Here is a 26937-nt window from a genome sequence, read left to right on the forward strand (position 1 = left end):
TTATCCTTCAACAGCTTTTCAAAGAAGCATAGCCCCCGGAAGCCCTTTAAGTTGAGTATTTACACCACCCACCCCAAAGCTTCGCGGACCTTTGCCCTCTCCTCCGGCCATTTCAGACAGTCAAGTACCTAACCACGTACTTTCAAATTTGTTTAATTTTTGTTTACCAAAAAATAAACAAAGTACTTATTCCAAAGAAAAAAAACTGAAGCAGCAGGAGTAAGAGAGCAAGCCGGTTGGCTCGGCTAAAAGGAAGACGGTAAAACAGCAGGAGCAGGATAGCCGAGACCACATACCAGGCCACGTAATTCTGAAGGGGAACTTCGGCACTATTCCAGTCCCAGAAGCCCAGCCGGATGGCTACGGGCTCAATCAGGACATCCAGCCCGGTCATGAGTGCGGCGGCCGCGAGCGCCTTCACCCATGAGGGTACCCCCAGCCGGTCACACACGCTCCCGCAGGCGTAGGTAAGCATGAGCCAGTTGGTACCGATCACCAGCGGAACCTCCCACAGTTGCCAGCCCAGCGCGGTACCGTACTGGTACGAACCAAAAATAAGTCCGGTATGTACCCCGGCTACCTCGACCAGAAAGCCCGCACAAAAAGCCACGACGCAGTAAAGCAGGAACGAGCGGTTCCAGTCGGTATGAAAAAGCAGCAGCAAAGCCAGCGAAGTCAGCAGGTTAAACGGAATAAGCAGCCGAAACAAGGGCTGAAGTACCTCTACCTGTAGCCCCACGACTCCGGCCAGGTACATCAGGGGAAGTACTATAAAAATAACCCGGCGGACAGGCGGGGTTAGCAAAGAAGCAGGAGCCGAAAGAGGGGATTGAGCGTTCAAGGCCGGGCTGTATTAGCTATGGGTCAGCCGTGGAGCTGATAGATTCAGGTGAAACAGGGATAATAAAAAAAACCCCGACGAGCGGGGTTTTTCGGAAGGGAGAAAGACGGGTCTCGAACCCGCGACCTCCAGAACCACAATCTGGCGCTCTAACCGACTGAGCTACAATCTCCGTTTTTGAGAGTACAAAACTATAAAAAAGGTTTACAGCTTGCAATACCAGACGGGTAGTTTTTTTACAAGCTATAAACCTTTTCCGGCCCCGGAAGCTTACGTCCGGGCCGAGGTATAATTACTTTCAGCGGCATTCCAGTCCACTACATTCCAGTAAGCATCCACGTAATCAGGACGTTTGTTCTGGTACTTGAGGTAGTAAGCATGTTCCCACACGTCCAGCCCGATGACGGGAGTACCTTTGGTTTCGGCTTCCTTCATCAGGGGGTTATCCTGATTAGGCGTAGAGGTAACGGCCAGGTCACCCCCTTCGGTAACTACCAGCCACGCCCAGCCCGAACCAAAACGCCCACCGGCGGCTTTCTTGAATTCTTCTTTGAACGCATCAAAGGAGCCAAACTTCGCGTCGATGGCCTTGGCCAGTTCGCCCTGGGGCTGACCGCCTCCGTTGGGAGAAAGTGTTTTCCAGAAGAAGCTGTGGTTCCAGTGCCCGCCGCCGTTGTTACGAACCGCCGCTGACAGATTACCACCAGAAATTACTTCTTCAATGCTTTTACCTTCCGTATCCGAGCCGGCTATGGCATTGTTGAGGTTATTCACATAGGCCTGGTGGTGGCGATCATGGTGAATTTCCATGGTCATCGCGTCAATATGAGGCTCAAGAGCATCGTTTGCGTAAGGAAGTGGATCGAGTGTAAATGCCATTGTACAAGGTGTTTTATAGGTTAGCAGATTTAGATGTCTTTTTAAGAACAGATGAAATGTTTTTTATGTTCTTAACCGGCGAAAAAAGTTGAGCAGGAGCTGGCGGCTTTCCTCCGCTCTGATTCCGCTCATCAGGGCGGTTTTGGGGTGAAGTACCTGCTTTCCCAGCCGCCCGAACCCGCGTTTGTCATCGCTGGCTCCGTATACTACCCGCCCCAGCTGCGCCCAGTAGATAGCACCCGCACACATCACACAGGGCTCCAGTGTGACGTAGAGGGTACAGTCCTGAAGGTACTTGGCCCCCAGGTACTCCGCGGCCGCCGTAATGGCAATTATTTCGGCGTGGGCGGTTACGTCGTGCAGTAGCTCCGTCTGGTTGTAGCCCCGGGCTATGATACGCTGCTTACACACAACTACCGCTCCCACCGGTATTTCACCGGCCGCCGCCGCCCGCTGCGCCTGGTGCAGGGCTTCTCCCATAAAGTAATCATCCGTGTACAGGTCCATTGGCTACGGTAAGGACATACAAAAAGCGAGAAGGAAACCTTCTCGCTTTTAAAAGTACTATTTATATACTTAATCTTGCTTCACAACCCGGCGTACCGAGGCGCGTCCGGCGTTTTCAACCTGAATAAAATATACTCCTGAGGCCATACGGGTAAAGTCGACTTCTGTCTTGGCGGTACGTACCTTCTTTTCCAGCAGAGGCCTACCGCTCTGGTCAAATACCCGCAGCTGCGCTTCTCCCGCTACCAGAGGAGCCTCTATGTCCACAACACAAATGGTTTGCACCGGACTTGGGTATACATGTAGCCACTGAACCGACAACGTCGGCTCGGTACCCAGAATTGGGTCTACCTGAATACGGGCGGTTCCGCTGGCTTTACCCACCCCACACTGGTTAGACACGCCGGTCAGGGAATAGGTAGTGGTAGCCCCCGGTTTCACTGTAATAATAAAAGGAGACACACTGGTGGTAATGAGTGAATCGCGGACGCTGTTGTTAAAGGTGAAGGTCCAGGGGCCGTCGCCGGTAAGGGCCACGTTCAGGGTGGTGGACTCGCCAATCAGAATGGTAGTCGTGCCCGTTAGCATCGCCGTTGGCAGCGGCCTTACGGTCACCGTCACCGGGCTCACACTTCCCCGCAGCAGGAACTGGGGGCTCTGCCCTACTACCCGCACGAAGTAGTTGCCCCCAGCGGTACTATCCGGTACCGTAGCTACCGCTTCGTTGCCATTTTGTACGGTAGGCACCGTGTAGAAGTTCCGGTCGGTTGTGTCCGGGGAAATCTGCACGTTGAATTTATTAGTCGCTACAAACTCACCGGAAGCCTGGAAAGGTATGGTAAAGGTGCGGCCCGCACATAAACTGGCCGTGGTAGGGTTACCCGTACTGATAGTGGGAATCCGGACGGTTACCATGGCACTTCCGTTAGGTACCCCTTTTCCGCACTCGTTGGCTACTTCGGTTACGAGGTAGGTCGTAGTGCGCTGGGGCGATACCTGAACCCGAAGCGGTGTCTGACTTGTTTGCCCGGACAGCCCGTTGGAAAGTACATAGCTCCAGGGGCCATCGCCGGTGAAGTTCACCAGGATTTCGGCCGACTGGCCCAGGCTAATGGAGTTGTCGCCCTCGATGGTGGCCGATGGCAGCGGTTTTACCCGTACCCGGATTTCCTCCTTGGGACTCTCGCAAGTGTTGCTGCCGGTTTGAGTTACATAAAAGGAATAGGTACCTACATTAGCAGTAAACGGGGTAAACGGCGTAGCCTGTGATTCAGTGGAAGTCTGCTCCCGGTACCATTTCAGTTTTTCACCCTGGGCGGCCAGTGGCGCAGCCGTAACATTCTGGCAGTACTCAACCGGCGACGTAACCGTTGGCTTGGGCGTTGTATTGACACGTACCTTTATCTCAGCCCGATCACCTTCGCAGCCTTCCAGCGTCTGGCTTACGTAGAATGAGGTAAGACCTCCTTCCTGCGTGGAAGGTACCGGAGCGGCACCAGAACGATTGCCTCCGGTAGCACTGGTACCGTACCAGTTAACCGAGCCGCCGCTTTCCAGGCCAGCAGCCAGCGGAGCGGGAGCATCAAACTGACAGTATACAATTTCAGGAGTTACGCCCGGGAGGTTTGGCAAACGCTTCACCCGCACCCGAAGCTCGGCCCGGCTTCCTTCGCAGCCTTTTGCGGTCACCTGGCTCACAAAGAAAGAAGTAGTGCCCGCATTTCTCAGATTGACCGTCGGCGCCGCATTACTGGCCGTACCGTCGGAAGCGGTGGTATACCACCGCAGGTTATTGCCTGAGGCCTGCAGAGCCAAAGGTTCGTCGCCCCGGGTCTGGCAAATATCTATATTGGAAACACCGGGTAAGCCCGGCAGCGGGTTAATGGTAACATCAATCTTGGCCCGTGGTCCCTCGCAGTTAAGGTTAATGGTACCGACGGTGTAGGGGCGGGTCTGGCTGACGTAGTACGCAGTAGTCCCTACGGTAGTTGTGCCCGGCAAAGGAGCGGCCGTACTGGCCGTACCACCACTGGCTGTGTTATACCACTTGAGGTTATCGCCCTGGGCCGTCAGCGGAGTAGCTGTGGCCTGCCGACAGTACTCTTTCAGGGCCTCGACGGTAGGAGCCGGTGTCGTGCGAATCGTTACTTTAATGGCGGCGCGGTCACCCTCACACTGCGCCACGGACTGGCTCACGTAATAGGTAGTATCACCACCGGTAGTGGTGGGCGGTACCGGAGCGGTGCCCGAGCGGGTACCGCCGGTAGCATTGGTCCCGTACCAGTTGAGCGTGCCACCAGTAACGGGACTGGCGCTAAGCGGCTGCGGTGGATCGTTCTGGCAAAGCGCTGCCGAAGCAACTACCGCAGGCAGGCCTGGTAAAGGCTTGATCCGGACGTTGATTCGGGCCCGGGGGCCTTCGCAGCCTTTATCGGTTACCTGACTAACGTAGTAGGTATAAGTCTCTACGTCTTTAAGGTCTATGACCGGGGCCGTGCCGGCCGTACCGCCGGTCGCGGCCTGGTACCAGCGCAGGTTAGTACCGGTTGCTGCCAGAGTAAACGTTTTGGACTCTTTTTCCTGACAAAATTCCTGCGTAGCCAGTACCGTAGGAGCGGCCGGTAGCGCATTAATGGTAACCTTCACCTGCGTTTCCGGACTTTCACAACCCAGGCTATTGGTTTGGGTAACCCGGAACGTCTGCTCACCGGCGGTGGTGGTAAGGGGGGTGGGGGCCGCAGGCTGGTTGGTTCCGGCGGGCAGGTACCACTTCAGGGTATTACTGCCAGTAGCCGTAGCCGCCAGCACCTGAGCCGTAGCCCCTATACAGTACTCAACCGTAGCAGCGGCGACGGCCGGAGCGGCGGGAGTAGGATTAATGGTCACGTCCAGTTTGGCGCGGGTACTGCTTTCACAACCAAAACCGTTGGTCTGGCTGACGTAGTAGGAGGTTATACCCGCGGCTTCTGAGCCGGGGGCAGGTGCCGTGCCCGAGGCGGTGCCTCCCGTGGCGCTGGTACCGTACCATTTCAGATTAGAGCCGGAAGCGGTCAGCGGTGAGGTACTGGCGTTCTGACAGTAGGTTACTGGCGACACCCCCGGAGCGGCAGGACGAGGATTGACCTGTACTGCTATGCCGGCCCGCTGATCGCTTTCGCAGCCGTTCAGGGTTTGGGTAACGTAGTAGGTAGTAGTACCGGCACTGGCCGTAGCGGGTGTAGGTGCCGTAGCGCTGGCCGTACCTCCGGTGGCATTGGTGCCGTACCATTTCAGGTCAGTACCGGTAGCTGACAAGGCGCTGGCCGCGTCAGCAGCACAGTACACCACGGGTGAACTTACCGTTGGGGCCGCCGTGCGGGTAATGTTTACGGTAATTGTTACTTTATCGCTTTCGCAACCATTGACGGTCTGGCTTACCTGGAAGGAAGAGGAGGCCGTATTGCTGGGCGTAGGAGCACCACCCAGTTGGGTACCCGCGGCATTGTACCATTTGAGGGCAGTTCCCGTAGCCGAAAGAGCCGGAACAGTAGCCCCGTAGCAGTACCCTACCGTAGTAGCGGCAACGGCCGGAGCAGCCGGCTTAGGCTTTATAGTAACGGTGATGGCTTTCTTGCTGCTCTCGCATCCATTGACGGTCTGGGTAACCGAATAGGAAGAGGAGGCGGTATTGCTGGGGGTAGGAGCGCCGGGCAAAACGGTATTGGAGGCATCGTACCATTTGAGGTTAGAACCCGTGGCCGTTAGCGGGCTGGTGGGTGAGCCTTCGCACAGCTCTATGGGGCTAGTAGCAGCGGGAGCGGCGGGAATGGCATTTACACGAACGGTAATGGTGACTTGTGGACTTTCGCAACCCAGCCCATTGACCTGGCTGACCTGGAAGGTCTGGTCACCGGCCGTCGTGGTGGCGGGGGTGGGGGCAGTAGTACTGGTAGAGCCGTTGGGCAGGTACCACTTCAGCGTATTACTACCCGTGGCCGTAGCCGAAAGCGGCTGCGCAGTGGCACCTACGCAGTACTCAAAACTGCTCGTGGCTACGGCCGGAGCCGCCGGTCTGGGATTGACGGTCACGTCCAGCCGGGCCCGCGGGCTTTCACAACCGCCACCGCTACTCTGACTGACGTAGTAGGAGGTTAAACCCACTCCCCCCGAGCTGGGGGTAGGTGCGGTAGTAGAGCCGGTACCTCCGGTAGCACTCGTGTACCATTTCAGGTTAGTACCGGTGGCAGTCAGTGGAGCCGTAGCGGCCCCCTGGCAGTAGGTAACGGGTGTAACACCCGGAGCCGCCGGGCCATTTGTTATTGTTAGCGTAGTAGCACTGGCCGAGCCTATTCTAATAGGGTCCAAAGACACAACCCGTACCTTATACTGGGTTCCGGTCGCGACAATGCCACCGGTTGGAATAGTCACAACCAGCGGACTGGCGGTTCCGCCGGGTTGTAAGTCGGTTATATTGGAAAAGCTACCCGTAGCGTCAGAGAGCTGGACCCGAAAGGTATTTCCCGAATTGAAGGTACCTGTAGTAGTAAAAGGCACCGAAATGGTGCCTCCTATACAAGCCTCGTTCTGCGACAGTGCGCCGGTGGTGATGGTTTGAGCTAATGATGGACTTACCCACAACCAACTGATAAAAAGTACTACTACCCCGTGAGTAAAATTTCTTTTCTGCATATACCTGATTTTGGTGAGAAGGGTAAAACTCCTGCTAATTCGCCCTTAAAGTTAGGTATATTTTTCAAAAAAAATGCTCCCACTGAGTAAGCGGTATCAAGGTTTTCCTAAAGATTCATACACCAAATCATGTACCTTCCGGCGGGTACGGTGCCGGTTAATGCCGTTGTTTTCCATGTCCGGATGGATCCGGTTAGACAGGAACACAAAGATCAGCTCCTCGTCCGGGTCGGCCCACACAACTGCCCCCGTAAAACCCGTGTGACCAAAGGAATTCAGAGAGGCTTTTGCCGAAACATAGGAGCTGTTGCCGCTGATGGGTGCTTTATCCCAACCCAGTCCCCGGTGGTGGATGTTGTCCTGCATACTCGCAAAGAAAGGTACCGTACCCGGCTGAAAAAACTGTTTGCCAGCATAGATACCCTTCCAGAGGTTCATCTGGAACAGGGTTGCTACGTCAAAGGCGGTGCCGAACAGCCCCGCGTGTCCCGAAACGCCGCCCTGAATCGCGGCCATCTGGTCGTGGGCGGTTCCCTGAATCAACTGGCTGCGGAAGCGGTGGTCCTGTTCGGTGGGCGCAATGATTTCTTTCGCGAAGCGACGAAGCGGGTTAAAGCCCAGCCGGGACAATCCCAGCGGTTCGTAAATATTCTGGTACAGAAAAAGGTCCATCGGCTGCGCGGTTACCCGTTCTACTATTTTCTGCAAGGTCAGAAAACCCAGGTCGCTATATACATACCCGTACTGACCGGAGCGCTCGCGCCGGTTGTGCAGGGGCGACTCCACTACCCATTTCCAGACGGAGTCGCGGAGGGTAAACTTGGCGTGCAACTGCGGGGCTACCTGCAGGTGGAATACGCTGTCGGCGGAGGCGCTGTAGTACTCCGCCTGCAGGCCCCGGCCCCCGGTCATGGTACGCTCCCAGAGCTTAGGGTAAAAAGACACCAGCCCCGAGCGGTGCAGCAACAAATCGCGGACGGTAAAGTACTGCTTGTTGGTAAAGCGGAGCTCGGGCAGGTACTCTGAGGCTTTCTTATCCAGATCAATTACTTTCCGATCGTAGAGGAGCATAACTGCCTGTAGGGTGGCGGCTACTTTGGTCACAGAGGCCAGATCATACAGCGTTTCGTCGTTTACCCGCTCGGTGGTGCGGTAGTTGAGGGTACCGTATGATTTATCCAACACCACTTTCCCTTTTCGGGCCACCAGTACCTGACAACCCGGAAAGACCCGCTCGCTTATTGCCTCCGCTATTACATTATCAATCTTTTGAAGTACCTGGCTATTCATGCCAACGCTCTCCGCCGTGCCGTAGCTCATGCGCCCGATCGCCGAAGTTTCGTGTCCATGACCGGGCCCGTAAGAAAGAACCGATACCGGCAGGGTACCCTGCCCCGGCAGCGCCCCGAAGATTACCTCAGGTACGGCGGTCTGCATATCCTCCCCATCCTGATTGGCACAAACAAGTACGTCGGTTTCAGGAAAGAACCGAATGCTGTAAGGAGAGCCGAACAAGCACAGGATCACGCGCTTTCCCTGCTGCTTGAGACGGTTCACAAAATTAACGGTACCGGGGGTAATGCCGTGGTTGCGGCGGGCCTGGGAACTGATGCCGTGTACACCCACAATAACGACTTCAAAACCTTCCAGGTGCTGCATCATCTGGGCTATTTCTTCTTCGTTATTAGGCTTATCACTGAATATATGGTGCCGCATGGGGGCGTAGTGTCCCAGCATTTTCTGAAAAACGGTTTTCGTGCCGACACCCACCGTTACCGAAGCGACTTTCAGTCCTTCCAGCGTGCGGATGGGCAGGAGGTTATTGTCGTTTCTTACTACGGTTACGGCCGCTTCGCTCAGCTCCCGGTACAACTCCCTGCTTTCTTTGTTATTCAAATCCTGATACAAATTGGCCAGTTCAACGGGCTTGTACTCGTTCAGGCCGGCCCAGTACTTGGCCTTCAGAATACGCTTTACTTTTTCATCAATAAAGTCCTGCGTGATGGTACCCTGAGCCAGGGCCTCTTTAATTCGCTTCACGGTTTCGCCTACACTTTCCGGACAAACCAGTATATCATTACCTGCCATGAGAGCCCTCAAGTTAACGTCCGGTGCTTTACCCGACTTTAGTACACCTTTCATGTCCATGGCGTCAGTAAATACCAGCCCGCGAAAACCCATTTCATTGCGCAGCAGCTCGGTCACTACTTTGGAAGAAAGCGACGAGGGAAGCTGGGGCGTGTTGTCCAGCACGGGTACATACAGGTGGCCGCTGAGTACCCCCATGAGGCTGTCGGCAATCAGCTTGCGGTACGGGTAAAGGTCTACCTCCCGCAGTTGCTCGGAGGAATGTGCCACCACCGGTAAGGTATAGTGAGAGTCGGCGTCGGTGTCGCCGTGGCCGGGGAAATGTTTGGCCGTAGCAATGACCCGGTTGTGCTGAAGTCCGCGCATGTAGGCCGAAGCTTTACGGCTTACATTGTCCCGGTCTTCACCAAAGGATCGAATACCTATAACCGGATTTTTGGGATTGCTGTTGAGGTCAGAGACCGGAGCAAAATTGATATGAATACCCAGGCGACGGCAGTGCCGGCCGATTTCGGCCCCCATGCGATACACCAGGTCATCGTTGCGGATAGCGCCTAGCACCATAGACTTGGGAAACTCCATGGTACTATCCAGTCGCATAGCCAGGCCCCACTCTCCGTCAATACCTATGAACAAAGGTACCTTCGACTGGGCCTGAAAGCGATTGGTCAGTACAGCCTGCCGGTAAGGTCCGCCCTGAAAGAATATAAGGCCACCCAGGTGATAGTCCCGGATTAGCTTTTCAACGTACCTGGTTTCGTATTCATTCCGGTTGGAAAAAGCGGCTACCATAAAAAACTGACCGATTTTCTCCTCCGGACTAAGCCTGGCAAAGGTACTATCTACCCATTTGGCTTCGGGGAGTACGTGTACCGGTTGTCCCTTTCGTTTGGCTTTTTTAACGGGTTTGGCAGGCTGTGGTTTTTCAGCAACCAATGCCGAAAGGATCGTAGCCGATTGATGCAGTTTCCAGGCGGTTGCTACTACTGAACTTACTACCAACAAGACACACATTCCAATGACTACCCGCAGTATTTCCGGACGGGTAATACGACCAAACCAATTTCTCATACTGACTGTTAAAGTATATTACGGTGTATATGTTACTGTTTTAACGCTATTGTTAATAAGTAAATTCCTTTCCAGTATAACAAATTTCATGAAAAAAAGATTAAAAATTCCCTTTATCGTTATATCCATGCTACTTTTCGGCTGCTATTCCTCGGATGGCCAAATAACCAGCAAGCCGTACCGGGCACTACTGCACACTCTGTACAAGAAGCAGGTACCGCTGCTCAGCTGCGATGGAGCCCAGGCTTTACAGGAAGCCCGGTTTCTGGACACCCGTTCAAAATCTGAATATGCGGTAAGCCATATTCCCTATGCCCGTTGGGTGGGTTACGAGGAGTTTTCGCTGGACCGGGTGAAAGATATTCCCAAAGATGCTCCGCTGGTTGTATACTGCTCGGTGGGAGTACGGAGCGAAGAGGTAGGCAAAAAAATGCTGGACGCCGGCTACACCCGGGTCTATAACCTGTACGGAAGTTTGTTTGAGTGGGTCAATCAGGATAAACCCATTGTCGATAGCCAGGAGCAGCCTACGAGCCGGGTACACGCCTACTCCCCGGCCTGGGGTATATGGCTGCGCAAAGGAGAAAAGGTGTACGAATAAGAGCCGGTACTCTGCTGTATCCGAAAGATACAGCAGAGTACCGGCTCCTGGTATTTCTTCTATAAAGTACTACTACTGAAAAGTACTACTACTGACGCGCTTTAATAATGGTGGTAAAGTCACGTGACTTCAGCGAAGCGCCACCAACCAGCCCGCCGTCCACATCCGGACTGGCAAACAGTTCATCCGCATTGGCAGCCCCTACACTACCTCCGTACAGGATGGAAGTAGTATCAGCCACTTCATTTCCGTATTTTTCGGCCAGGTATCCGCGGAGGGCGGCGTGCATTTCCTGCGCCTGCTCCGAACTGGCGGTCAGCCCCGTACCTATAGCCCAGATGGGTTCGTACGCGATCACTACCTTGCCAAACTGCTCCTCTGACAAATGAAATAAGCTTTCACTGATCTGGTTTTTCACAAACCCGATGTAGTCCTCGTTCTGGCGCTGGTGCAGTGATTCGCCGCAGCAGAAAATAGGTACCAGTCCGTTCTCAAGAGCGATGTTTACCTTGTCGGCGAGTTGAGCGTTGGTTTCGCCGAAGTACTCCCGGCGCTCGCTGTGCCCCACCAGCACGTACCCGATACCGATAGACTTCAGCATGGCCGCCGAGATTTCTCCCGTGTAGGCTCCCGACGCTTTATCCGAACAGTTTTGGGCGGCCAGGGCTATGCGAGGCGAGTTTTCGACGTACTTATTGAGGGTTGTCAGGTAGAGGGCGGGAGGGCAAAGAATGACCTGCACATCGCCGGTTACTTCATCATTGATCATATTAACTACCTCGGAGGTCAGCGCCAGGGCTTCGTCGAGGGTCTTGTTCATTTTCCAGTTTCCGGCTACTATTTTCTTGCGCATAGGTAGGTAAGCTGTATAGGGTAATACCATCTGATTTACGCTGCGAAATTACCACTTTTTCCCTACGAAGTCCATTTTCTGATTCTTTTACAGATTATTGCCAACAATTTGACCTCATTGAAGTTTTTTTTGTGTTTAAGCAAGACCAAATCTCTAACTTTACATCTTGTTGATTATGTGTACCATGCCATGAAGCACCCGGGCCGGCTGATAGCGATTTTTCTTTTGCTATGGATAGTGACTACTCCCTGCGCCGAGGCGCAGAAGTTGGTCGTATCTAAGGAGAAGTATGGCTTTTTTCTGGAAGGTAACCGCCGGTTTGTACGCATTCCCTTTGAGCTTCACTCTAACCTTATTCTGGTACCGGTCCAGATCAACGGCTCCGATACCCTGCGGTTTATTCTGGATACGGGCGTCAGCGCAACTATTGTCACTGACCCGGCAGCCCTCAACCCCGACAGCCTCCGGCTAACCCGAAAAGTAAGCCTGGCCGGAGCGGGCGAAGGCAATTCTATTTCGGCTCACATGGCTATTGATAATTCCTTATCGATGCATCACATGAAAGCCAACCACCACAACCTGATTGTGCTGGATGAGGATGTGCTGCACCTGGCCGAGTACGTAGGGGTACCTGTACACGGTATATTCGGGCACGAGGTGTTCAATAATTTTGTGGTGACGATTGACTTTTCGACCAAGCAGCTGATACTTATGAAGCCGGGCCGGTACCGGTACCGCTCCCGGAAGGGCGACCGCTACCCGATTACCATTGAAGACACCAAGCCCTTCACCAACGCCGTAGCGCTGCTGGCCGACGGCCGCGAACACCCCATTCGGGTGGTGATAGATACGGGGGCCGGACACGCCCTGCTGTTGGACAAGTCGTCGGATGAACGGATACAGCTTCCCGAGAAACTTATCAGAACCCAGGTTGGGCGTGGGCTCAATGGGGTCATCAACGGCAGCCTGGGCCGGATTGAAAGGGTACGTTTCGGGCGGTTTGAACTGGACAATGTGCTGGCTTCTTTCCCCGATAGTAACGCCTACGGCTCCAAACTCCCCGACCGCACCAGCCGACAGGGCAATATAGGCTGTGAACTGCTTCGCCGCTTTAAGGTGACCATGAACTACCACGACGGCTACATGGTACTTAAACCCGTTAAAAGAGAGTTACGGGAAACATTTGAACATGATATGAGCGGCCTGGAGCTGCGCGCCCTGGGCAATGATTTGCGCGCTTATCAGGTGCAGCACGTTGCAGATGGCTCCCCGGCGGCCTACGCCGGCCTACAGGAGGGAGATCAGCTCCTGTTTGTGAATGATCGTTCGGTACAGGATATGAATATCAGTGAACTCTATAAGCTAATGCAGAAGGGCGACGGAGAGGAAATAGAGTTACTGGTAAAACGGGAGGGGAAAATATTTTTCACCCGACTCGTACTCAGACGATTAATTTGACCTAAACTGATTTATAGTTCTTTTATGCCTTACTCTACCTTCACGCGCCCCGGCCGACTGGTGTATACTGCTGATGGTTCAAACTCCTTATACAATGCTGCCCTGGACCAGCACTACCACTCCATGCAGGGAGCCCTGCAGGAGTCCCTGCATGTATTTATAAACCTGGGTTTAAAGCCCGCGCTGGAACCGGCCACTTCTCCTATCCGCATTTTTGAAATGGGCTTTGGTACGGGCCTTAACGCCCTGCTGGCCTGGCAGCAGGCTGACTACTTCCAAAGGCCCGTGGAGTACCTGGGGATAGAGGCCTACCCCGTAGCGGATGAAGAAGCAGAGGGCCTGAACTTTGACGAAATAACCGGCAAGTGCGGCCTTGCTCAGCTGCACCAGGCGCCCTGGGCTACCGGAGTCCGGCTATCGGACCACTTTACCTTCCGCAAAGAGCATACTACTATGGAAGGCTTTACGACTGACTCTGTTTTTGATGTTATTTTCTACGATGCTTTTTCGCCCAGCGCCCAGCCCGAGCTCTGGACGGAAGAGGTATTTGCCCGTATAGCCGCTATGACCCGCCCCGGCGGCAGGCTGGTTACCTACTCGGCCAAGGGAAGTGTACGCCGGGCACTGGATGCCGTGGGCTTTACCGTCGAAAAACACCCGGGACCGGGCCGCAAGCGGGAGGTAGTACGGGCAATCCGGCGGTAGGTACCTGCCGCCTTTTTACCGGGTTCCCTGGTTATAAAAAATCGTTAGACCGTCTTTTCCGGCTACTACTATATCCTTACGGCCCGTTTTCCGGAGATCAACCACGGCGAAGTAAATACCGGTACCTTTCCCTTCGCCGGCTGGCCCGTAGGAAATGATATGTTTGGTAAATTTCCCCTTGTCAAGCGTGAAGTAGTACAAGCCTACGGGGTCTTCGGAGCCGGGGTCTTTCCCGTTGTGGGCGCGGTAGCGCTTGCCGGTTACCAGTTCGGGCTGGCCGTCGCCGGTTATATCCACCCATTCCATGGCGTGGTACTGAGAATTTTTATCGTCAATGATGTGCTTCGTCCAGGTACGCTGTCCGTTGGGACCTGCCTTCTGCTCGTACCAGTGCAGGCCGTAGCCGTGTCCCTGCCCCACAATCAGGTCATTCTGTGTATCCCCGTTTACATCCACTACCAGAATAGGTACACTGGCGGTACCCAGCGAGAACTCCTTGTGCAGCGTCCAGTCCGGAGCCGACAGCCAGCCGTTACTAACTATGAAGTCGCCTTTGCCGTCACCGTTGATATCGCCGAAGCCCAGGCCGTGGCCCTGCGTAGGAGCTACCTGTACCTGCTTAAAGGTACCGTCGGGCTGGTGCTTGAGGTACTTGAGCGGATGCCCCGGATTGTTAGGGCAAATTTCCGGGGTACCGTCACCATCCACATCCCAGGCGCGGGTACATTCCACGTTGCCTACCTTGGCCAGCTCGTGCCGGGGCCAGGTACCTTTGGGTTTGTTTTCCATCCAGCGCAGGGTCCCGTCAAACCACCCGCCTGAGATAAAGTCGGTGCGGCCATCGCCGTTGACATCAAACGGAATCGTGGAGAAATCGTCGTAGTACTCTTCTTTGCGCGGCTGGTTTTCGATCAGGTACCGCTGGCGGTACCGCGGCCCCTGGTACCAGAAGTCGCCCGATACAATATCCAGGGTGTCGTCGTTATTAACATCAAAAACACCCACGGACTCGTAGCTTTCGGCCGCCACAAAGTAGCGGGAGAAGGTAACCGGAGGGATAGTTTGCTTCGTAGAGGCCGTACAGGCCAGCAGGAATACCAATAGGAGAAGGTGGCGCATCAGGAACGGAGTGAATGGGGTTAGCAGCTTTGCTTTTAAAAGCAGGTACCCTTCCCAAAAATACTGCAATGAATCTCATAACTACCACTAGTGAGCGCTACCCGCGAAGCCCGGCAGTACCACAGGTGGCATGGTTCTTTGGCCGTATTGTTACACCAACTAAACTACCAGCTAGTGATGAAACAGGTACTTAACAAAAAAGACAAGGATACTTCCTAAGCATCCTTGTCCGGTAAAAAAAGACTATGCAAAACAGCCGGTACCGAAATATCCCAGCTTAGCTTACACGCTTGAGTTTTGCTTCGATGGTTTGCTGGGTGTGAGGTACCACCCGCAAGCGCTCCTTGGGAATGAGCTTTCCGGTGTCAATACAAACGCCGTAAGTACCATTCTTGATACGGACCAGCGCGTTTTCCAACTGCGTGGCGTACTTTTGCAGGCGGGCCGCCAGCTGGCTCAGGTTTTCGCGTTCGCTGGCGTCGGCACCATCTTCCAGAAGCTTAGCAGTACCTGCTGTATTGTCTGTACCGCTATCATTCTTTTTGCTGAGGGTCTCCTTAATGTAGTTTAATTCATTACGTGTACCTTCCAGCTTTCCTCGGATAAGATCTTCAAATTCTTTTAGTTCTTCCTCCGAATACCGGGTCCTTTCTTCTTGCATAGCGGTAGGGTTTTGAAAGTTATTTCACCAAAAATTAATAATGCTGCGGACTTCTGGCAGCAAAATTAACAGGAATTACTCATACTTTAATCATGCCCCTTTGGCAAAACAGAAATTATAAAAAAATTACTATTTTAAATTATTTCAAAAAGTCTACTTAATATTTGGATAAAATAGTTTTCCAGGCAGCTTTATTCGCATTTTTAAGTAAATATTAAAACAAAATATTTGCTCAATGAAATTATACAATTTCAAGAAAAAATAGTTCTTTGCTTTTGTCGTTTCAAATAATGTATGTTTGTGTCAAACGATTTCAGCACTTCAGATAACTTATTAAAAACCAACAGACTAAAAAATAATGATGACCTATATAGAACCGGCGCCTATAACCGACAAGGAGAATCCCCTGGCGTCGATGATGCAGCGATTCGACAAAGCCGTACAGCTTCTGGGAATATCTGAGGAGATGTATCACATTCTGAAAATACCGCGCAAGCAAGTAATAGTCGGACTGCCGGTTACGATGGACAACGGCGAGATCCGCACCTTTGAAGGGTACCGGGTTATTCACTCTACCATACTGGGCCCCAGTAAGGGCGGTATCCGGTTTGACCCGGCGGTTAACCTGGACGAAGTAAGGGCGTTGGCCGCCTGGATGACCTGGAAGTGCGCCGTTGTGGACATTCCCTACGGGGGAGCCAAAGGAGGTATAGCCTGTAACCCGCGGCAAATGTCGGCGGGCGAAATGGAACGCCTCATGCGCGCCTACACCACCGCCATGCTGGATGTATTCGGTCCCGACCAGGATATTCCGGCCCCGGATATGGGTACCGGTCCGCGCGAGATGGCCTGGCTCATGGACGAATACTCCAAATCGAAGGGAATGACGGTACAGGCGGTTGTAACGGGTAAGCCACTGGTACTGGGCGGCTCGTTGGGACGTACCGAGGCCACCGGACGGGGGGTGATGGTATCGGCGCTGGCGGGTATGGAAAAACTGCGCCTGAACCCCTACCGCGCTACGGCAGCGGTGCAGGGCTTCGGTAATGTAGGTTCGCACGCCGCCTCGCTGCTGCGGGAGCGGGGCGTGTGCATACAGGGCATCAGCGATATTTCGGGTGCTTTTTACAACGAAGGAGGTATTGATATTGAGGCGGCTATAGCCTACCGCGACCGGAACAATGGTACCCTGGAAGGATTTCAGGGGGCCGAGATGATACCGGCTTATGAGCTTCTTACCCTGCCGGTAGATGTACTGGTACCCGCCGCCAAAGAGGATGTTATTACGCATCACAATGTGTCGGGCATACAGGCCAAAATGATCGTAGAAGGTGCCAACGGTCCCACTTCATTCATGGCCGACGACATTATTAACGAGAAAGGCATCATGGTGGTACCTGATATTCTGGCCAACGCCGGGGGCGTAACGGTATCGTACTTTGAGTGGGTGCAAAACCGCATCGGCTACAAGTGGACCCTCGAGCGCATCAACCGCCGCACCGACCGTATCATGAAAGATTCATTTAATAAAGTATATCAGACGGCCCAGCAGTACCAGGTACCACTGCGAATTGCGGCCTACATTGTGGCTATTGACAAAGTAGCCAGTACCTATAAGTACCGGGGCGGCTATTGATATTGATTTCTGAATCAGGAACTGATTATTGGTAGTTGTACTACTTTAACACCCGGCCAGGTACCTACCTGACCGGGTGTTTTTTTAATCCCTGTACCCAGGGCGCCCACTGCTACTCGTCCAGAAGCTTTTGGTACAGCGGATGGTTGTACAGTATTTCGCTTACGTATTTTTCTCCCCGCTCCGACCAGTGTCCGTCGCACGGCACGTACAGGTCCTGCCAATCGCCTTCGTACGCATGAAAGTACGGTAGTAAATCAATGTAGCTAACCTGGTAGCGGTCACACAAAGCTTTTACCTTGTCGTTGAGCTGGTTTTTTTTCGTGGCATCGTAGGCTTTAATATCGCTCAGAATTGGATACATCACCAGCAGCACACGCTTACCGGCGGCGGCTTCAAAAAGCTTTTCCAGCGAATGAGCAAACACCTTCCACTCTTCCTCCGAGTGCTCGTTATACCGCGAATAATTCTTCTTAGGTTTAATAAATTGCTGCATCCGAACTCCTTTCAGAAGATGATAGGTATAGGAGTTATCCATAAAAACAGCATGTACCTTTTTGACCGGGGACAACTCTCCGAAGACATGATCAATGGTGTGGTGAATGTTGCCGGGATTCCGGTACTGCTCGAGGGAGTAGGCGGATAAACTAACATCGTCCAGGGAGTACTTCAGCTGATAGGGCGTTGCCTTCAGGTTCCAGTAAGGACGATAAATCGGGGTCTGAATCAGACTGACTTTGCCCCGTTCATTATAATCTTCAAAATCATTGGCGGGTAATACCCCGATGACTACGGCATCGTGCTCAAACTTACTGCCCAAATGCTTATAAGTAAGGTAATAGTTAATAGGGCTCGTACCCAGTATCCCAAAGTTGAGGTGTTCCCGACCGGTTTTTTGTTCCAGCCGGTCAGAAGCCCGCTGCCGCGTATCCACCATAAATCCTTCCATAAACGAGTCCCCCATTACCACCACCCGCTTGCCCGTAGTACTCTTTTCGGTTCTCTCCCGATCCCGGGCTCCGTAGGCGTTGGTTTTATAAAATACATTTTCACCATGACAGGCCTTTACGGTGATAGTATCCTGGGGTAAGCGCCAAAAAGCTATGTCAGAATCAAAATCGCCCCAGAACGGGCGGCGCGGAAATCTCAGGTCGCGGGCGTCGTTGAGCAGATGGTGCTTGGGCTGGGTAGTAGGGAACCAACCCGCCTTTATTACTCCCCAACTGACTACCTCCAGCAGCACAAACAGGAATAACAGCGTTGACACCGAAAGGGCTATATTTTGTTTAGCGATGTTACGGGAGGTGAATCCACGAACCAGTAGCAGAAGCAGAAGACCCACTGACAACAGAACTACCATGAGACGATGGTAGCGCCAACCAGCCACAATACCGTCAAAAGGCTCTTTTATGTAATCATATAGTATAAAAATGCTATAGATAAGAATGTACATTCCTATATAGAATAGCAGTGCCCGCTTTTTCTTCATTGCCATGTAGTCTTAGTATAATACCAACAGGAACGACCGGACTCCTGCCCGTATAAAAATTTACCTAAGTCAAGGATAGTTAAGTAAACATTCCTGCTCTGATTTGTGTGTACAGTAAAATTAAACTATTAAAAAAATATGCCCCGGTACCAATCTACTCTTGCTTACTTTTGCCGGAACGCTGCCAGCTTTCCTAACTTCTTTCTACCTTTGCTTTATCGGTAGTCTATGACAGCCGGTAGCATAACCTCTTCCTGATCATGTCGTTAAGTCCCCGCTTTATTGCGTTTCTGCTGGCATTTCTCATTTCCGCAATCACTACCTCTTTTCTTACCTTCGTTGGAGGAGTAACGTCCAGTATGCTGTTTGTGGTGTGTGTGTCCAGCTTTATGACATCTTTCTTTCTGGTGCTGTATACCATCGAAATCATCGTATACCGCGAGGTAAACAAGATGTATCGCACTATTCACAAACTCAAATTAAAGGACTTCAGTATTTCGCGTAAGTCCCTGATCCGGGAGAATAATCCGCTCAAACGACTCAACGACGAGATATTCGTGTACGTAGCAAAAAAGCAAAAAGAGATCGAAGAACTACGGAAACTGGAGCTGTTCAGGCGGGAGTTTCTGGCCGATGTTTCGCACGAATTGAAAACGCCCATTTTTGCCGCCCAGGGTTTTATACATACGCTTCTGGACGGGGCCATCGACGACGATAAGGTCAGGGACCGCTTCCTCAAAAAAGCGGCCAGGAGCCTCGACGGCCTCGATGCCCTGGTCAAAGACCTGGTGACGCTCTCCCAAATGGAGACGGGGGCTATCCGGATGAACATGGAATCGGTAAACCTGCGGCTGATTACGGAAGATGTGTGCGACCGCCTTGAAAAAATCGCCCACGACCGGAAAGTAGTCTTGAAAGTAAAACCCGATAACCTGACCGAAGTGGGGGTCCGGGCGGACCCGCAGCGCATTGAACAGGTAATGACCAACCTGATCGAGAACGCCATCAAGTACAACACCGAGGGAGGGAAAGTAATTATACACTTCGACGAGGAAAAGAAACACTTTGGTATATCGGTGCGTGATAATGGCCCTGGTATTCCGCCCGAGCACCTGACCCGCATATTTGAGCGTTTCTATAGGGTAGATAAAAGCCGGTCCAAGGAGCGGGGCGGTACGGGGCTGGGGCTGGCCATTGTCAAACATATTCTCAATGGCCACGGTTCTAAGATTGCCGTCATGAGCAAGCTTGACAAAGGCACTACTTTTACCTTTAAACTCGAAAAAGCCGAATGAAAATACTTCCTTTGCTGGTCGGGCTGCTACTTGTATGCCAGGCCTGCGCTTCTGACACCGATACTATGGCTCCTCCTGACCCCACCGAAGAAGGTGCCCGTTTTCTTTCCCTGGGCGACTCCTACACCATTGGGGAGAGCGTCCCGGCCAGCGACCGCTGGTCGGTGATTCTGGCGGACCTGCTGCGGAAAGAAGGTATACCGGTAAAGTCACCCGATATTATTGCCCGCACCGGCTGGACTACCGCCGAGTTGTCGGAGGCAATCCGGCAGGCCAATAATACTAATACCTACGACCTGGTGTCGCTGCTGATTGGGGTCAATAACCAGTACCGGGGACAGAGCCTGGAGCGCTATCGCACCGAGTTTCGGGAACTGCTGCGGACCAGCGTTACATTTGCCGGGGGCCGGGCCGACCGGGTGTTTGTGCTGTCCATACCCGACTGGGGCGTAACGCCCTTTGCCGCCACCCGGAACCGCGAGCAGATAGCCCGCGAGATTGACGCCTTCAATGCCGTAGCCAAAGAAGAAACCGAGAAAGCCGGTATCCGGTACGTGGACATTACCCCCATTTCGCGTACTGCCCTGAACGACCCCACTTTGGTTGCTTCCGACGGCTTACACTATTCCGGCAAAATGCACCGGCTGTGGGCGGAAAAAGCCCTGCCCGTGGTGAAGGAGATTATAAGTAAAAACTAATCTAAATCCGCTCTTCTATTTTTTATTACTCATACACTTACCCAACTACCTATGTTTGTACATACTGTGTTTTTTTGGCTGAAAGAAAAAGAAAACGAACAGGCGCGGCAGGATCTGCGGGCCGGGATACGTACCCTCGAAAGTATCGATGCTATTCATGCGGCCTACGTCGGCAGCCCCGCCGACACCCGTCGTCCCGTAATTGACCACAGCTACGACTTTTCCATTACGTTTGTTTTTACGGATAAGGCTGCTCACGATACCTACCAGGTGCATCCTACCCACCTGAAGTTTGTTGAAAACTGCGCGCACCTTTGGGAGCGGGTGCAGGTATATGATGCCGTAAATTCTTGACAACTATGCTATCGCCCCACAGTTAGCCACAAAAAAAAGAGTTATCCACACAGGTAGTGTGGATAACTCTTTAAATAGTTTATAACTCCTCCCGCTTACCGGCTATTCTTCCGTCGACAACACTATTTTTCCAAACTGCTGCCCGAAGTCCATGTGCCGCAGGGCGCTTTCGGCCCGGCTCAGCGGAAAGGTACTATCTACTACCGGTACTATCTTTTTCTCTTCCACAAAAAGCGTCATGTCCGCGAACTCCTGCTCGGTACCCATGGTACTTCCGTAAATATTGAGCTGCTTGAAGAATACCTTGGCCGGTACCACGTCGGTGATATTGCCGGTAGTACCTCCGTAAGAGCAGATGCGCCCGCCCGGAGCCGCTACGTCAATCAGCCGGGCGAAGCCCGCTCCGCCGGCACTATCAATAATCACGTCGAAATAGCCGCTTTTGGGAGCGTGGGCCTTAACGAGCAGGTCGCGGTACCAGGTCGGATTGCGGTAGTTAACCCCACCGCGGGCTCCCATGGCCAGGGCTTTCTGGATCTTTTCGTCCGAGCCGGAAGTGACCCACACCTCGGCCCCCAGCGCCAGCGCCAGTTGAACCGCGATGAGCGCTACGCCCCCTCCCGCTCCCGTTACCAGCACCCGGTCTCCTTCTTTTAGCTGGACGCGGGTAATAAGAGCCCGCCAGGCGGTGAGTCCGGCTAAGGGCAGGGCCGCGGCCTGCTCAAACGACAGGTGCTTGGGCTTAGGCGTAAGGTACCTGGCTTCTATCTTTATATAGTCGGCAAAGGTACCGTCGTCGGGCAGGCCCAGTATTTTATAGTCGCTGCCGTAGTAAGCCGGATTGTCGCCCCAGTTGTGCGATGGATTAATTATTACTTCCTTTCCCAGCCAGTACTCGCTTACGCCTTCTCCCAGCGTCGTTACTACCCCCGCCCCGTCGGACCCCAGGATCAGGGGCGTTTTGATACCCGGGTACAGGCCCTTCTGAATCCAGACATCGCGGTGGTTTAAGGCGGCCGCCTTAACCTGTACAACTACTTCGCCCGCGCCGGCCTGGGGGGTAGGTACCTCCGTATAAACAAGGGGCTGGTGGAGTGTCTGGAGTACCGCTGCTTTCATAAGTGTACGCGAATTAGGGGTGAAAAAGAAAGATTAATTATTAAATAATAAGTACTTACGCAAAATTACTTTGCATTAGAATTATTTACAATCCGTTCTTATACAGCAACTTAGAGAACTAACCACTAAAAGCTAATTTCTGATAGCTACTTAGTTTACTATATATAACTACTTCCCCTGACCACTGTTCACACTACCCGAAAAGGTCCGGGCTCAGGCAGTGCGTCCGGCTTCGATGGCGGCCCGTACGCTACCATTCGCGTCCAGCAACGCTTTGGCCTCTTCGTCCGACACGCCCAGTTCCTCCCGCACCATCCGGATTGCCCGCAGCACCAGCTTGTGGTTGGTCATCTGCATATCAACCATTTTATTTCCTTTGACCCGCCCCAGCCGGATCATCACCGACGTAGAGAGCATATTCAGGACCAGCTTTTGGGCGGTGCCGGCCTTCATGCGGGTACTACCCGTCACAAACTCCGGCCCCACTACTACTTCCACGGGGTACTCAGCGGCGGCGGCCACGGCCGAGCCTTCGTTGCACACGATACAACCCGTCAGCACACCCGCCCCACGGGCAGCTTTCAAACCACCTATTACGTAGGGCGTCCGGCCCGATGCCGCTATGCCTACCAGTGAATCCAGCTCGTTGATATGGTACTCCTGCAGGTCCTTCCAGGCTTGTTCGGGATCGTCTTCGGCGTTTTCTACCGCTTTCCGGATGGCTTTATCTCCTCCGGCCATAATGCCGATGACCAGGTCAAACGGAACACCGTAGGTAGGCGGGCACTCCGAAGCATCCACCACCCCCAGCCGCCCGCTGGTACCGGCGCCTATGTAAAACAGCCGCCCGCCCCGGCTCATCCGCCCGGCCACCTGCTCCACCAGCGCCTCCAGCTGCGGTATCGCTTTCTCTACCGCCAGCGGCACGGTTTGATCTTCCCGGTTGATATTTATAAGTAAGTCACGTACGCTCATCTGTTCCAGATTGTCGTAGCGGGAAGTGGATTCGGTTGTCATCATAGCTAAGAAAAACGATAAATGTATGGACTTCAAAAATATAACTTTTCAAGTTACGAATTGCCCGAAAATGCGATATAGTAGTTTTTAGCTATATAAATCATAAAATACTATTTAGAAAATTTGGAAAAAAGAAAGATAGCGTTCTTCTTTGTATTGCATTTGCGCATTTAGCGTAATTTCGCTGCCAGAAAATTTTCCGTAACTATTCTATGTATTTGGCTATTCCCCTTGTCGTTCTACTCGTCAGCGCCCGTTAGGGTGTGAGTGGAAGGCATTGCTTAGCCAGAGCGCTTCACTCACACCTCGCTGAGTGAAGCGCTTTTTTATTAAACCAACTTTATGGCCCAGGAACTAAACAAATTCTCCCGTACGCTTACCCAGGAAGTAACCAATCCGGCCGCTCAGGCCATGCTTTACGGAATTGGCCTGAAAGAAGAAGATATGTCCAAACCCCAGATCGGCATAGCCAGTACCGGCTACGAGGGGAATCCGTGTAACATGCACCTGAACGGGCTTTCGGTGTATGTAAAGCAGGGCATCCAGGCCACCGACATGATAGGCTTGATATTCAATACCGTGGGGGTGTCCGATGGGATGACCAACGGCAACGACGGCATGCGGTACTCGCTGCCCAGCCGCGAAATTATTGCCGACTCCATTGAAACCGTAGTGGCCGCCCAGTGGTACGACGGAGTGATTGCGGTGGTAGGTTGTGATAAGAACATGCCCGGGGCTGTCATGGCCATGGCTCGTCTGGACCGTCCGGCTATTATGGTCTACGGGGGTACCATTCGTTCGGGGCATTACAAAGGACAGAAACTCGACATCGTTTCGGCTTTTGAGGCACTGGGTAAGAAGTTTGCCGGTACCATCTCCGACGAAGACTACAAGGGAGTTATTCAGAATTCCATACCGGGACAGGGTGCCTGCGGCGGTATGTATACGGCTAATACCATGGCTTCCTCCATTGAGGCGATGGGCCTGAGCCTCCCGTTCAGCAGCAGCTATCCGGCTACGCACGAAGGCAAGCAGGAAGAATGTAAGAAAATAGGGGCAGCCATGAAGAAGCTCCTCGAGCTGAACCTGACCCCCAAAGAAATTATCACCCGGAAGTCCCTTGAGAACGCATTGACCGTAGTAATGGCGCTGGGAGGCTCTACCAACGCGGCCCTGCACTACCTGGCCATTGCCCGGTCGGCGGGGATACCGCTTATGCTGGACGACATTCAGACCATCAGCAACCGTACGCCTTTTATTGCTGACCTGAAGCCCAGCGGCAAGTACTATATGGAGGATATTCTTGAGATTGGCGGTGTACCCGCGGTCATGAAGTACCTGCACGGCGAAGGGCTGATCCACGGTGACTGTATGACCATCACGGGCAAGACCGTCGCCAAAAACCTGGCCGAAGCGCCTGATCTGGACTTTGAAAAACAGAAGATCATATTCCCCATCTCCAAGGCTATTAAAGCCTCGGGGCATATACAGGTACTATACGGTAATCTCGCTCCCGCCGGGGCGGTAGCCAAGATAACGGGTAAAGAAGGGTTGCGTTTTGAGGGAGAGGCCAAAATCTGCGAGCATGAATCCGAAATCATTGATGCCCTGGCCAAAGGAGAAATAAAGGCCGGGCAGGTAGTGGTAATCCGTAACGCGGGTCCCAAGGGCGGACCGGGCATGTCAGAAATGCTGAAACCTACCTCCGCGGTAATGGGCGCTGGCCTGGGCGATAAAATCGCCCTCATCACCGACGGACGTTTTTCGGGTGGTACCCACGGCTTTGTCGTAGGGCATATTACCCCCGAAGCCTTCGACGGAGGCCCGATTGCGCTGGTAAAAGACGGTGACTTCATTACCATTGATGCTAATACCCGCGAGCTTACTTTGCACATAACAGCCGAAGAAATGGCCGCCCGTAAAGCCACCTGGGTACAGCCCGCTCCTCAATTTACCAAAGGAATGCTCGGCAAGTATATCCGCAATGTAAAGCCCGCCAACGAAGGCTGCGTAACGGATGAAGTGTAAGGAGTCTAAAAATCAAGCAAACCAAAAACAGCCAAGGTCATGGAATATAAAGAAAATCAAGCCGTAACCGCTGAGACGCAGGAACAACTGGCGCAGATAGAAGTACCGGAGCTGATGAACGGTTCCCATGCGCTCATCCGGTCGCTGATTGCGGAGGGAGTGGATACTATTTTTGGGTATCCCGGAGGCGCTATCATGCCCGTGTACGATGCTATTTATGATTATCAGGACCAGGTAAATCATATTCTGGTGCGCCATGAGCAAGGCGCGGGCCACGCTGCCGAAGGCTTTGCCCGTAGCTCGGGCCGGGTCGGCGTGTGTCTGGTAACGTCCGGTCCGGGGGCTACCAACCTGGTAACGGCCATTGCCGATGCCATTATTGACTCTACGCCCATGGTTTGCGTAGTGGGGCAGGTAGCCAAGCAGCTACTAGGTACCGATGCGTTTCAGGAAACCGATGTGATAGGTGTGACCATGCCCATTACCAAATGGAACTACCAGATTACCTCCGCCGACGAGGTACCCGAAATCCTGGCCAAAGCATTTTATATTGCCAGGTCGGGTCGTCCGGGTCCGGTACTGATTGATATTACCAAAAATGCCCAGCAGGAAATGATGACGAAGGCATTTAATTATTCCTGCTGCGAAAAACTGATAAGCTACCACCCCCGTCTGATCCCCAAGCGGGAGCAGGTTGAGAAAGCGGCCAGGCTGATTAATGAAGCCAAGCGCCCCTTCCTGCTGTTCGGACACGGCGTAAAAATTGCCGGTGCCGAAAAAGAACTGATGGAACTGGTAGAAAAAGCAGGCATTCCCTGCGCTTCCACCCTGCTGGGGCTTTCCTCCGTACCCGTAGACCACCCGCTCTACGCGGGCTGGCTGGGTATGCACGGCAACTACGGTACCAACGTACTTACCAACCAATGCGACGTTATGATTGGCGTAGGGCTGCGCTTCGACGACCGCGTTACCGGCGATGTAAGCCGCTACGCCAAGCAAGCCAAGATTATTCATATAGAAATAGATCCGGCGGAGATTGATAAGGTAGTAAAAGCCGAAGCCCCCGTAGTGGGTGACGCCAAACAGGCCCTTCAGATGCTTCTGCCCCTCATTCAGCCCAACGACCACAGCGTATGGCGGAACGAGTTCAGGAAGTACGAAGCGCTGGAAGACGAAAAAATCACCCAACGCGAGCTGGCACCTACTACCGAGAAAATAAAGATGGCGGAAGTAGTCAGGATGTTGTCCAATAAGACGAAAGGCGAAGCCGTGATCGTGGCTGACGTAGGACAGCACCAGATGATAGCCGCCCGCTACTATCAGTTTAACCGGAAAAATTCATTCATTACCTCGGGGGGGCTGGGTACTATGGGCTACGCCCTGCCGGCCGCATTTGGAGCCAAGGTAGGTACCCCCGACCGGGAAGTAGTAGCCATTATTGGCGACGGCTGTTTCCAGATGACCATCCAGGAGCTAGGTACCATTGCCCAGAACGGGCTACCTGTTAAGGCCATTATTCTTAATAACAACTACCTGGGAATGGTACGTCAGTGGCAGCAGCTGTTCTATGCGAAACGTTATTCATTCGTAGAGCTGCAGAACCCTGATTTCATTACCATTGCCAAAGGTTTTGGGGTGGCCGGACATACCTGCTCGCAACGCGCCGACCTGAGCGACTCACTCGACCAGCTGCTGCAGTCGGACAAGCCTTACCTGCTGGAGGTAATCGTGGAAAAAGAAGAAAACGTATTTCCTATGGTACCTTCCGGGGCCTGTGTAGCCGATATCCGGCTGGAGTAAGCTTTTTCTCAGACGAGCGTAGTATTATTTTTTTACTTAGGACAACTACT

At 53.0% G+C, this 26937-nt stretch carries 20 protein-coding genes and 1 tRNA gene; 9 read left to right on the forward strand and 12 right to left on the reverse strand.

Features of this window, described 5'->3' with window-relative positions; translation table 11 throughout:
* Positions 1–163 precede the first annotated feature (163 nt).
* The 6 genes from VGN67_RS12915 to VGN67_RS12940 form a co-directional block, all read right to left on the reverse strand.
* A complete protein-coding gene (locus tag VGN67_RS12915; protein ID WP_327487260.1) occupies positions 164–841 on the reverse strand; it encodes a carotenoid biosynthesis protein in 678 nt (225 codons plus the stop codon).
* Positions 842–938: 97 nt separating this feature from the next.
* A tRNA-His gene (locus tag VGN67_RS12920) sits at positions 939–1014 on the reverse strand.
* A gap of 97 nt (positions 1015–1111) precedes the next feature.
* Positions 1112–1720: a superoxide dismutase gene (locus VGN67_RS12925; protein WP_327487261.1), complete on the reverse strand. Its 609-nt coding sequence runs from the start codon at positions 1718–1720 to the stop codon at positions 1112–1114.
* A gap of 63 nt (positions 1721–1783) precedes the next feature.
* Positions 1784–2227, reverse strand: coding sequence for a nucleoside deaminase (locus tag VGN67_RS12930; RefSeq protein WP_327487262.1), 444 nt, complete (start codon positions 2225–2227; stop codon positions 1784–1786).
* A 69-nt stretch (positions 2228–2296) separates the two neighbouring features.
* A complete protein-coding gene (locus VGN67_RS12935) occupies positions 2297–6895 on the reverse strand; it encodes a T9SS type A sorting domain-containing protein (protein ID WP_327487263.1) in 4599 nt (1532 codons plus the stop codon).
* Between the two features lie 96 nt (positions 6896–6991).
* Positions 6992–10054: a glycoside hydrolase family 3 N-terminal domain-containing protein gene (locus VGN67_RS12940; protein WP_327487264.1), complete on the reverse strand. Its 3063-nt coding sequence runs from the start codon at positions 10052–10054 to the stop codon at positions 6992–6994.
* A gap of 88 nt (positions 10055–10142) precedes the next feature.
* Between VGN67_RS12940 and VGN67_RS12945 the strand changes: the two genes are divergently transcribed.
* Positions 10143–10655 carry a rhodanese-like domain-containing protein gene (locus VGN67_RS12945; protein ID WP_327487265.1) on the forward strand — a complete coding sequence of 171 codons (513 nt, stop codon included), beginning with the start codon at positions 10143–10145 and terminating at the stop codon, positions 10653–10655.
* An 88-nt stretch (positions 10656–10743) separates the two neighbouring features.
* Here the strand turns inward: VGN67_RS12945 and tpiA are convergent, their stop codons facing one another.
* The gene (gene tpiA / locus VGN67_RS12950) at positions 10744–11508 is read right to left on the reverse strand and encodes a triose-phosphate isomerase (RefSeq protein ID WP_327487266.1); all 765 of its coding nucleotides are present in this window, start codon (positions 11506–11508) and stop codon (positions 10744–10746) included.
* A gap of 189 nt (positions 11509–11697) precedes the next feature.
* Between tpiA and VGN67_RS12955 the strand changes: the two genes are divergently transcribed.
* Together VGN67_RS12955 and mnmD are read left to right on the forward strand one after the other, a co-directional pair.
* Positions 11698–12966, forward strand: coding sequence for an aspartyl protease family protein (locus VGN67_RS12955; RefSeq protein WP_327487267.1), 1269 nt, complete (start codon positions 11698–11700; stop codon positions 12964–12966).
* A gap of 24 nt (positions 12967–12990) precedes the next feature.
* Positions 12991–13671 carry a tRNA (5-methylaminomethyl-2-thiouridine)(34)-methyltransferase MnmD gene (gene mnmD / locus VGN67_RS12960; RefSeq protein ID WP_327487268.1) on the forward strand — a complete coding sequence of 227 codons (681 nt, stop codon included), beginning with the start codon at positions 12991–12993 and terminating at the stop codon, positions 13669–13671.
* 15 nt (positions 13672–13686) lie between these two features.
* Here the strand turns inward: mnmD and VGN67_RS12965 are convergent, their stop codons facing one another.
* Together VGN67_RS12965 and VGN67_RS12970 are read right to left on the reverse strand one after the other, a co-directional pair.
* Positions 13687–14790, reverse strand: coding sequence for a VCBS repeat-containing protein (locus VGN67_RS12965; RefSeq protein WP_327487269.1), 1104 nt, complete (start codon positions 14788–14790; stop codon positions 13687–13689).
* 277 nt (positions 14791–15067) lie between these two features.
* Positions 15068–15451: a TraR/DksA family transcriptional regulator gene (locus VGN67_RS12970; RefSeq protein ID WP_327487270.1), complete on the reverse strand. Its 384-nt coding sequence runs from the start codon at positions 15449–15451 to the stop codon at positions 15068–15070.
* A gap of 361 nt (positions 15452–15812) precedes the next feature.
* On the opposite strand from VGN67_RS12970, the gene VGN67_RS12975 reads away from it, so the two are divergent.
* A complete protein-coding gene (locus tag VGN67_RS12975) occupies positions 15813–17087 on the forward strand; it encodes a Glu/Leu/Phe/Val dehydrogenase (RefSeq protein WP_327487498.1) in 1275 nt (424 codons plus the stop codon).
* Positions 17088–17199: 112 nt separating this feature from the next.
* Here the strand turns inward: VGN67_RS12975 and VGN67_RS12980 are convergent, their stop codons facing one another.
* Positions 17200–18582 (reverse strand): SGNH/GDSL hydrolase family protein, encoded by a 1383-nt coding sequence (locus tag VGN67_RS12980; protein WP_327487271.1) that lies wholly within the window; start codon positions 18580–18582, stop codon positions 17200–17202.
* A gap of 254 nt (positions 18583–18836) precedes the next feature.
* On the opposite strand from VGN67_RS12980, the gene VGN67_RS12985 reads away from it, so the two are divergent.
* The 3 genes from VGN67_RS12985 to VGN67_RS12995 are packed head-to-tail and all read left to right on the forward strand — an operon-like array spanning position 18837 to position 20923.
* Positions 18837–19871, forward strand: a complete 1035-nt coding sequence (locus tag VGN67_RS12985) for a sensor histidine kinase (protein WP_327487272.1) — start codon at positions 18837–18839, stop codon at positions 19869–19871.
* Positions 19868–20569 (forward strand): SGNH/GDSL hydrolase family protein, encoded by a 702-nt coding sequence (locus VGN67_RS12990; protein ID WP_327487273.1) that lies wholly within the window; start codon positions 19868–19870, stop codon positions 20567–20569. The genes VGN67_RS12985 and VGN67_RS12990 overlap by 4 nt, the downstream gene beginning before the upstream one ends.
* A 51-nt stretch (positions 20570–20620) precedes the next feature.
* Positions 20621–20923, forward strand: coding sequence for a Dabb family protein (locus tag VGN67_RS12995; protein WP_327487274.1), 303 nt, complete (start codon positions 20621–20623; stop codon positions 20921–20923).
* 102 nt (positions 20924–21025) lie between these two features.
* Here VGN67_RS12995 and VGN67_RS13000 read toward each other — a convergent pair whose 3' ends face one another.
* Together VGN67_RS13000 and murQ are read right to left on the reverse strand one after the other, a co-directional pair.
* Positions 21026–22042, reverse strand: coding sequence for a quinone oxidoreductase family protein (locus VGN67_RS13000; RefSeq protein WP_327487275.1), 1017 nt, complete (start codon positions 22040–22042; stop codon positions 21026–21028).
* A gap of 213 nt (positions 22043–22255) precedes the next feature.
* Positions 22256–23059: an N-acetylmuramic acid 6-phosphate etherase gene (gene murQ, locus VGN67_RS13005; RefSeq protein WP_327487499.1), complete on the reverse strand. Its 804-nt coding sequence runs from the start codon at positions 23057–23059 to the stop codon at positions 22256–22258.
* A 342-nt stretch (positions 23060–23401) separates the two neighbouring features.
* On the opposite strand from murQ, the gene ilvD reads away from it, so the two are divergent.
* Together ilvD and ilvB are read left to right on the forward strand one after the other, a co-directional pair.
* Positions 23402–25087, forward strand: coding sequence for a dihydroxy-acid dehydratase (gene ilvD, locus VGN67_RS13010; protein WP_327487276.1), 1686 nt, complete (start codon positions 23402–23404; stop codon positions 25085–25087).
* Positions 25088–25126: 39 nt separating this feature from the next.
* Positions 25127–26887 carry a biosynthetic-type acetolactate synthase large subunit gene (ilvB, locus tag VGN67_RS13015; RefSeq protein WP_414717311.1) on the forward strand — a complete coding sequence of 587 codons (1761 nt, stop codon included), beginning with the start codon at positions 25127–25129 and terminating at the stop codon, positions 26885–26887.
* Positions 26888–26937: the final 50 nt, after the last annotated feature.

Origin of the sequence: Telluribacter sp., assembly GCF_035998675.1 — a bacterium.
Taxonomy (GTDB): Bacteria; Bacteroidota; Bacteroidia; order Cytophagales; family Spirosomataceae; genus Telluribacter.

Bases quoted from the DNA above. Each gene is read 5' to 3' on its own strand.
- VGN67_RS12965 (WP_327487269.1), bottom strand. From the start codon at position 14,790: ATGCGCCACCTTCTCCTATTGGTATTCCTGCTGGCCTGTACGGCCTCT.
- VGN67_RS12930 (WP_327487262.1), bottom strand. From the start codon at position 2,227: ATGGACCTGTACACGGATGATTACTTTATGGGAGAAGCCCTGCACCAG.
- VGN67_RS12940 (WP_327487264.1), bottom strand. From the start codon at position 10,054: ATGAGAAATTGGTTTGGTCGTATTACCCGTCCGGAAATACTGCGGGTA.
- VGN67_RS13000 (WP_327487275.1), bottom strand. From the start codon at position 22,042: ATGAAAGCAGCGGTACTCCAGACACTCCACCAGCCCCTTGTTTATACG.
- VGN67_RS12990 (WP_327487273.1), top strand. From the start codon at position 19,868: ATGAAAATACTTCCTTTGCTGGTCGGGCTGCTACTTGTATGCCAGGCC.
- VGN67_RS12975 (WP_327487498.1), top strand. From the start codon at position 15,813: ATGACCTATATAGAACCGGCGCCTATAACCGACAAGGAGAATCCCCTG.
- VGN67_RS12955 (WP_327487267.1), top strand. From the start codon at position 11,698: ATGAAGCACCCGGGCCGGCTGATAGCGATTTTTCTTTTGCTATGGATA.
- VGN67_RS12980 (WP_327487271.1), bottom strand. From the start codon at position 18,582: ATGGCAATGAAGAAAAAGCGGGCACTGCTATTCTATATAGGAATGTAC.
- VGN67_RS12945 (WP_327487265.1), top strand. From the start codon at position 10,143: ATGAAAAAAAGATTAAAAATTCCCTTTATCGTTATATCCATGCTACTT.
- VGN67_RS12985 (WP_327487272.1), top strand. From the start codon at position 18,837: ATGTCGTTAAGTCCCCGCTTTATTGCGTTTCTGCTGGCATTTCTCATT.
- VGN67_RS12935 (WP_327487263.1), bottom strand. From the start codon at position 6,895: ATGCAGAAAAGAAATTTTACTCACGGGGTAGTAGTACTTTTTATCAGT.
- tpiA (WP_327487266.1), bottom strand. From the start codon at position 11,508: ATGCGCAAGAAAATAGTAGCCGGAAACTGGAAAATGAACAAGACCCTC.
- VGN67_RS12970 (WP_327487270.1), bottom strand. From the start codon at position 15,451: ATGCAAGAAGAAAGGACCCGGTATTCGGAGGAAGAACTAAAAGAATTT.
- ilvB (WP_414717311.1), top strand. From the start codon at position 25,127: ATGGAATATAAAGAAAATCAAGCCGTAACCGCTGAGACGCAGGAACAA.
- VGN67_RS12995 (WP_327487274.1), top strand. From the start codon at position 20,621: ATGTTTGTACATACTGTGTTTTTTTGGCTGAAAGAAAAAGAAAACGAA.
- VGN67_RS12925 (WP_327487261.1), bottom strand. From the start codon at position 1,720: ATGGCATTTACACTCGATCCACTTCCTTACGCAAACGATGCTCTTGAG.
- mnmD (WP_327487268.1), top strand. From the start codon at position 12,991: ATGCCTTACTCTACCTTCACGCGCCCCGGCCGACTGGTGTATACTGCT.
- murQ (WP_327487499.1), bottom strand. From the start codon at position 23,059: ATGACAACCGAATCCACTTCCCGCTACGACAATCTGGAACAGATGAGC.
- ilvD (WP_327487276.1), top strand. From the start codon at position 23,402: ATGGCCCAGGAACTAAACAAATTCTCCCGTACGCTTACCCAGGAAGTA.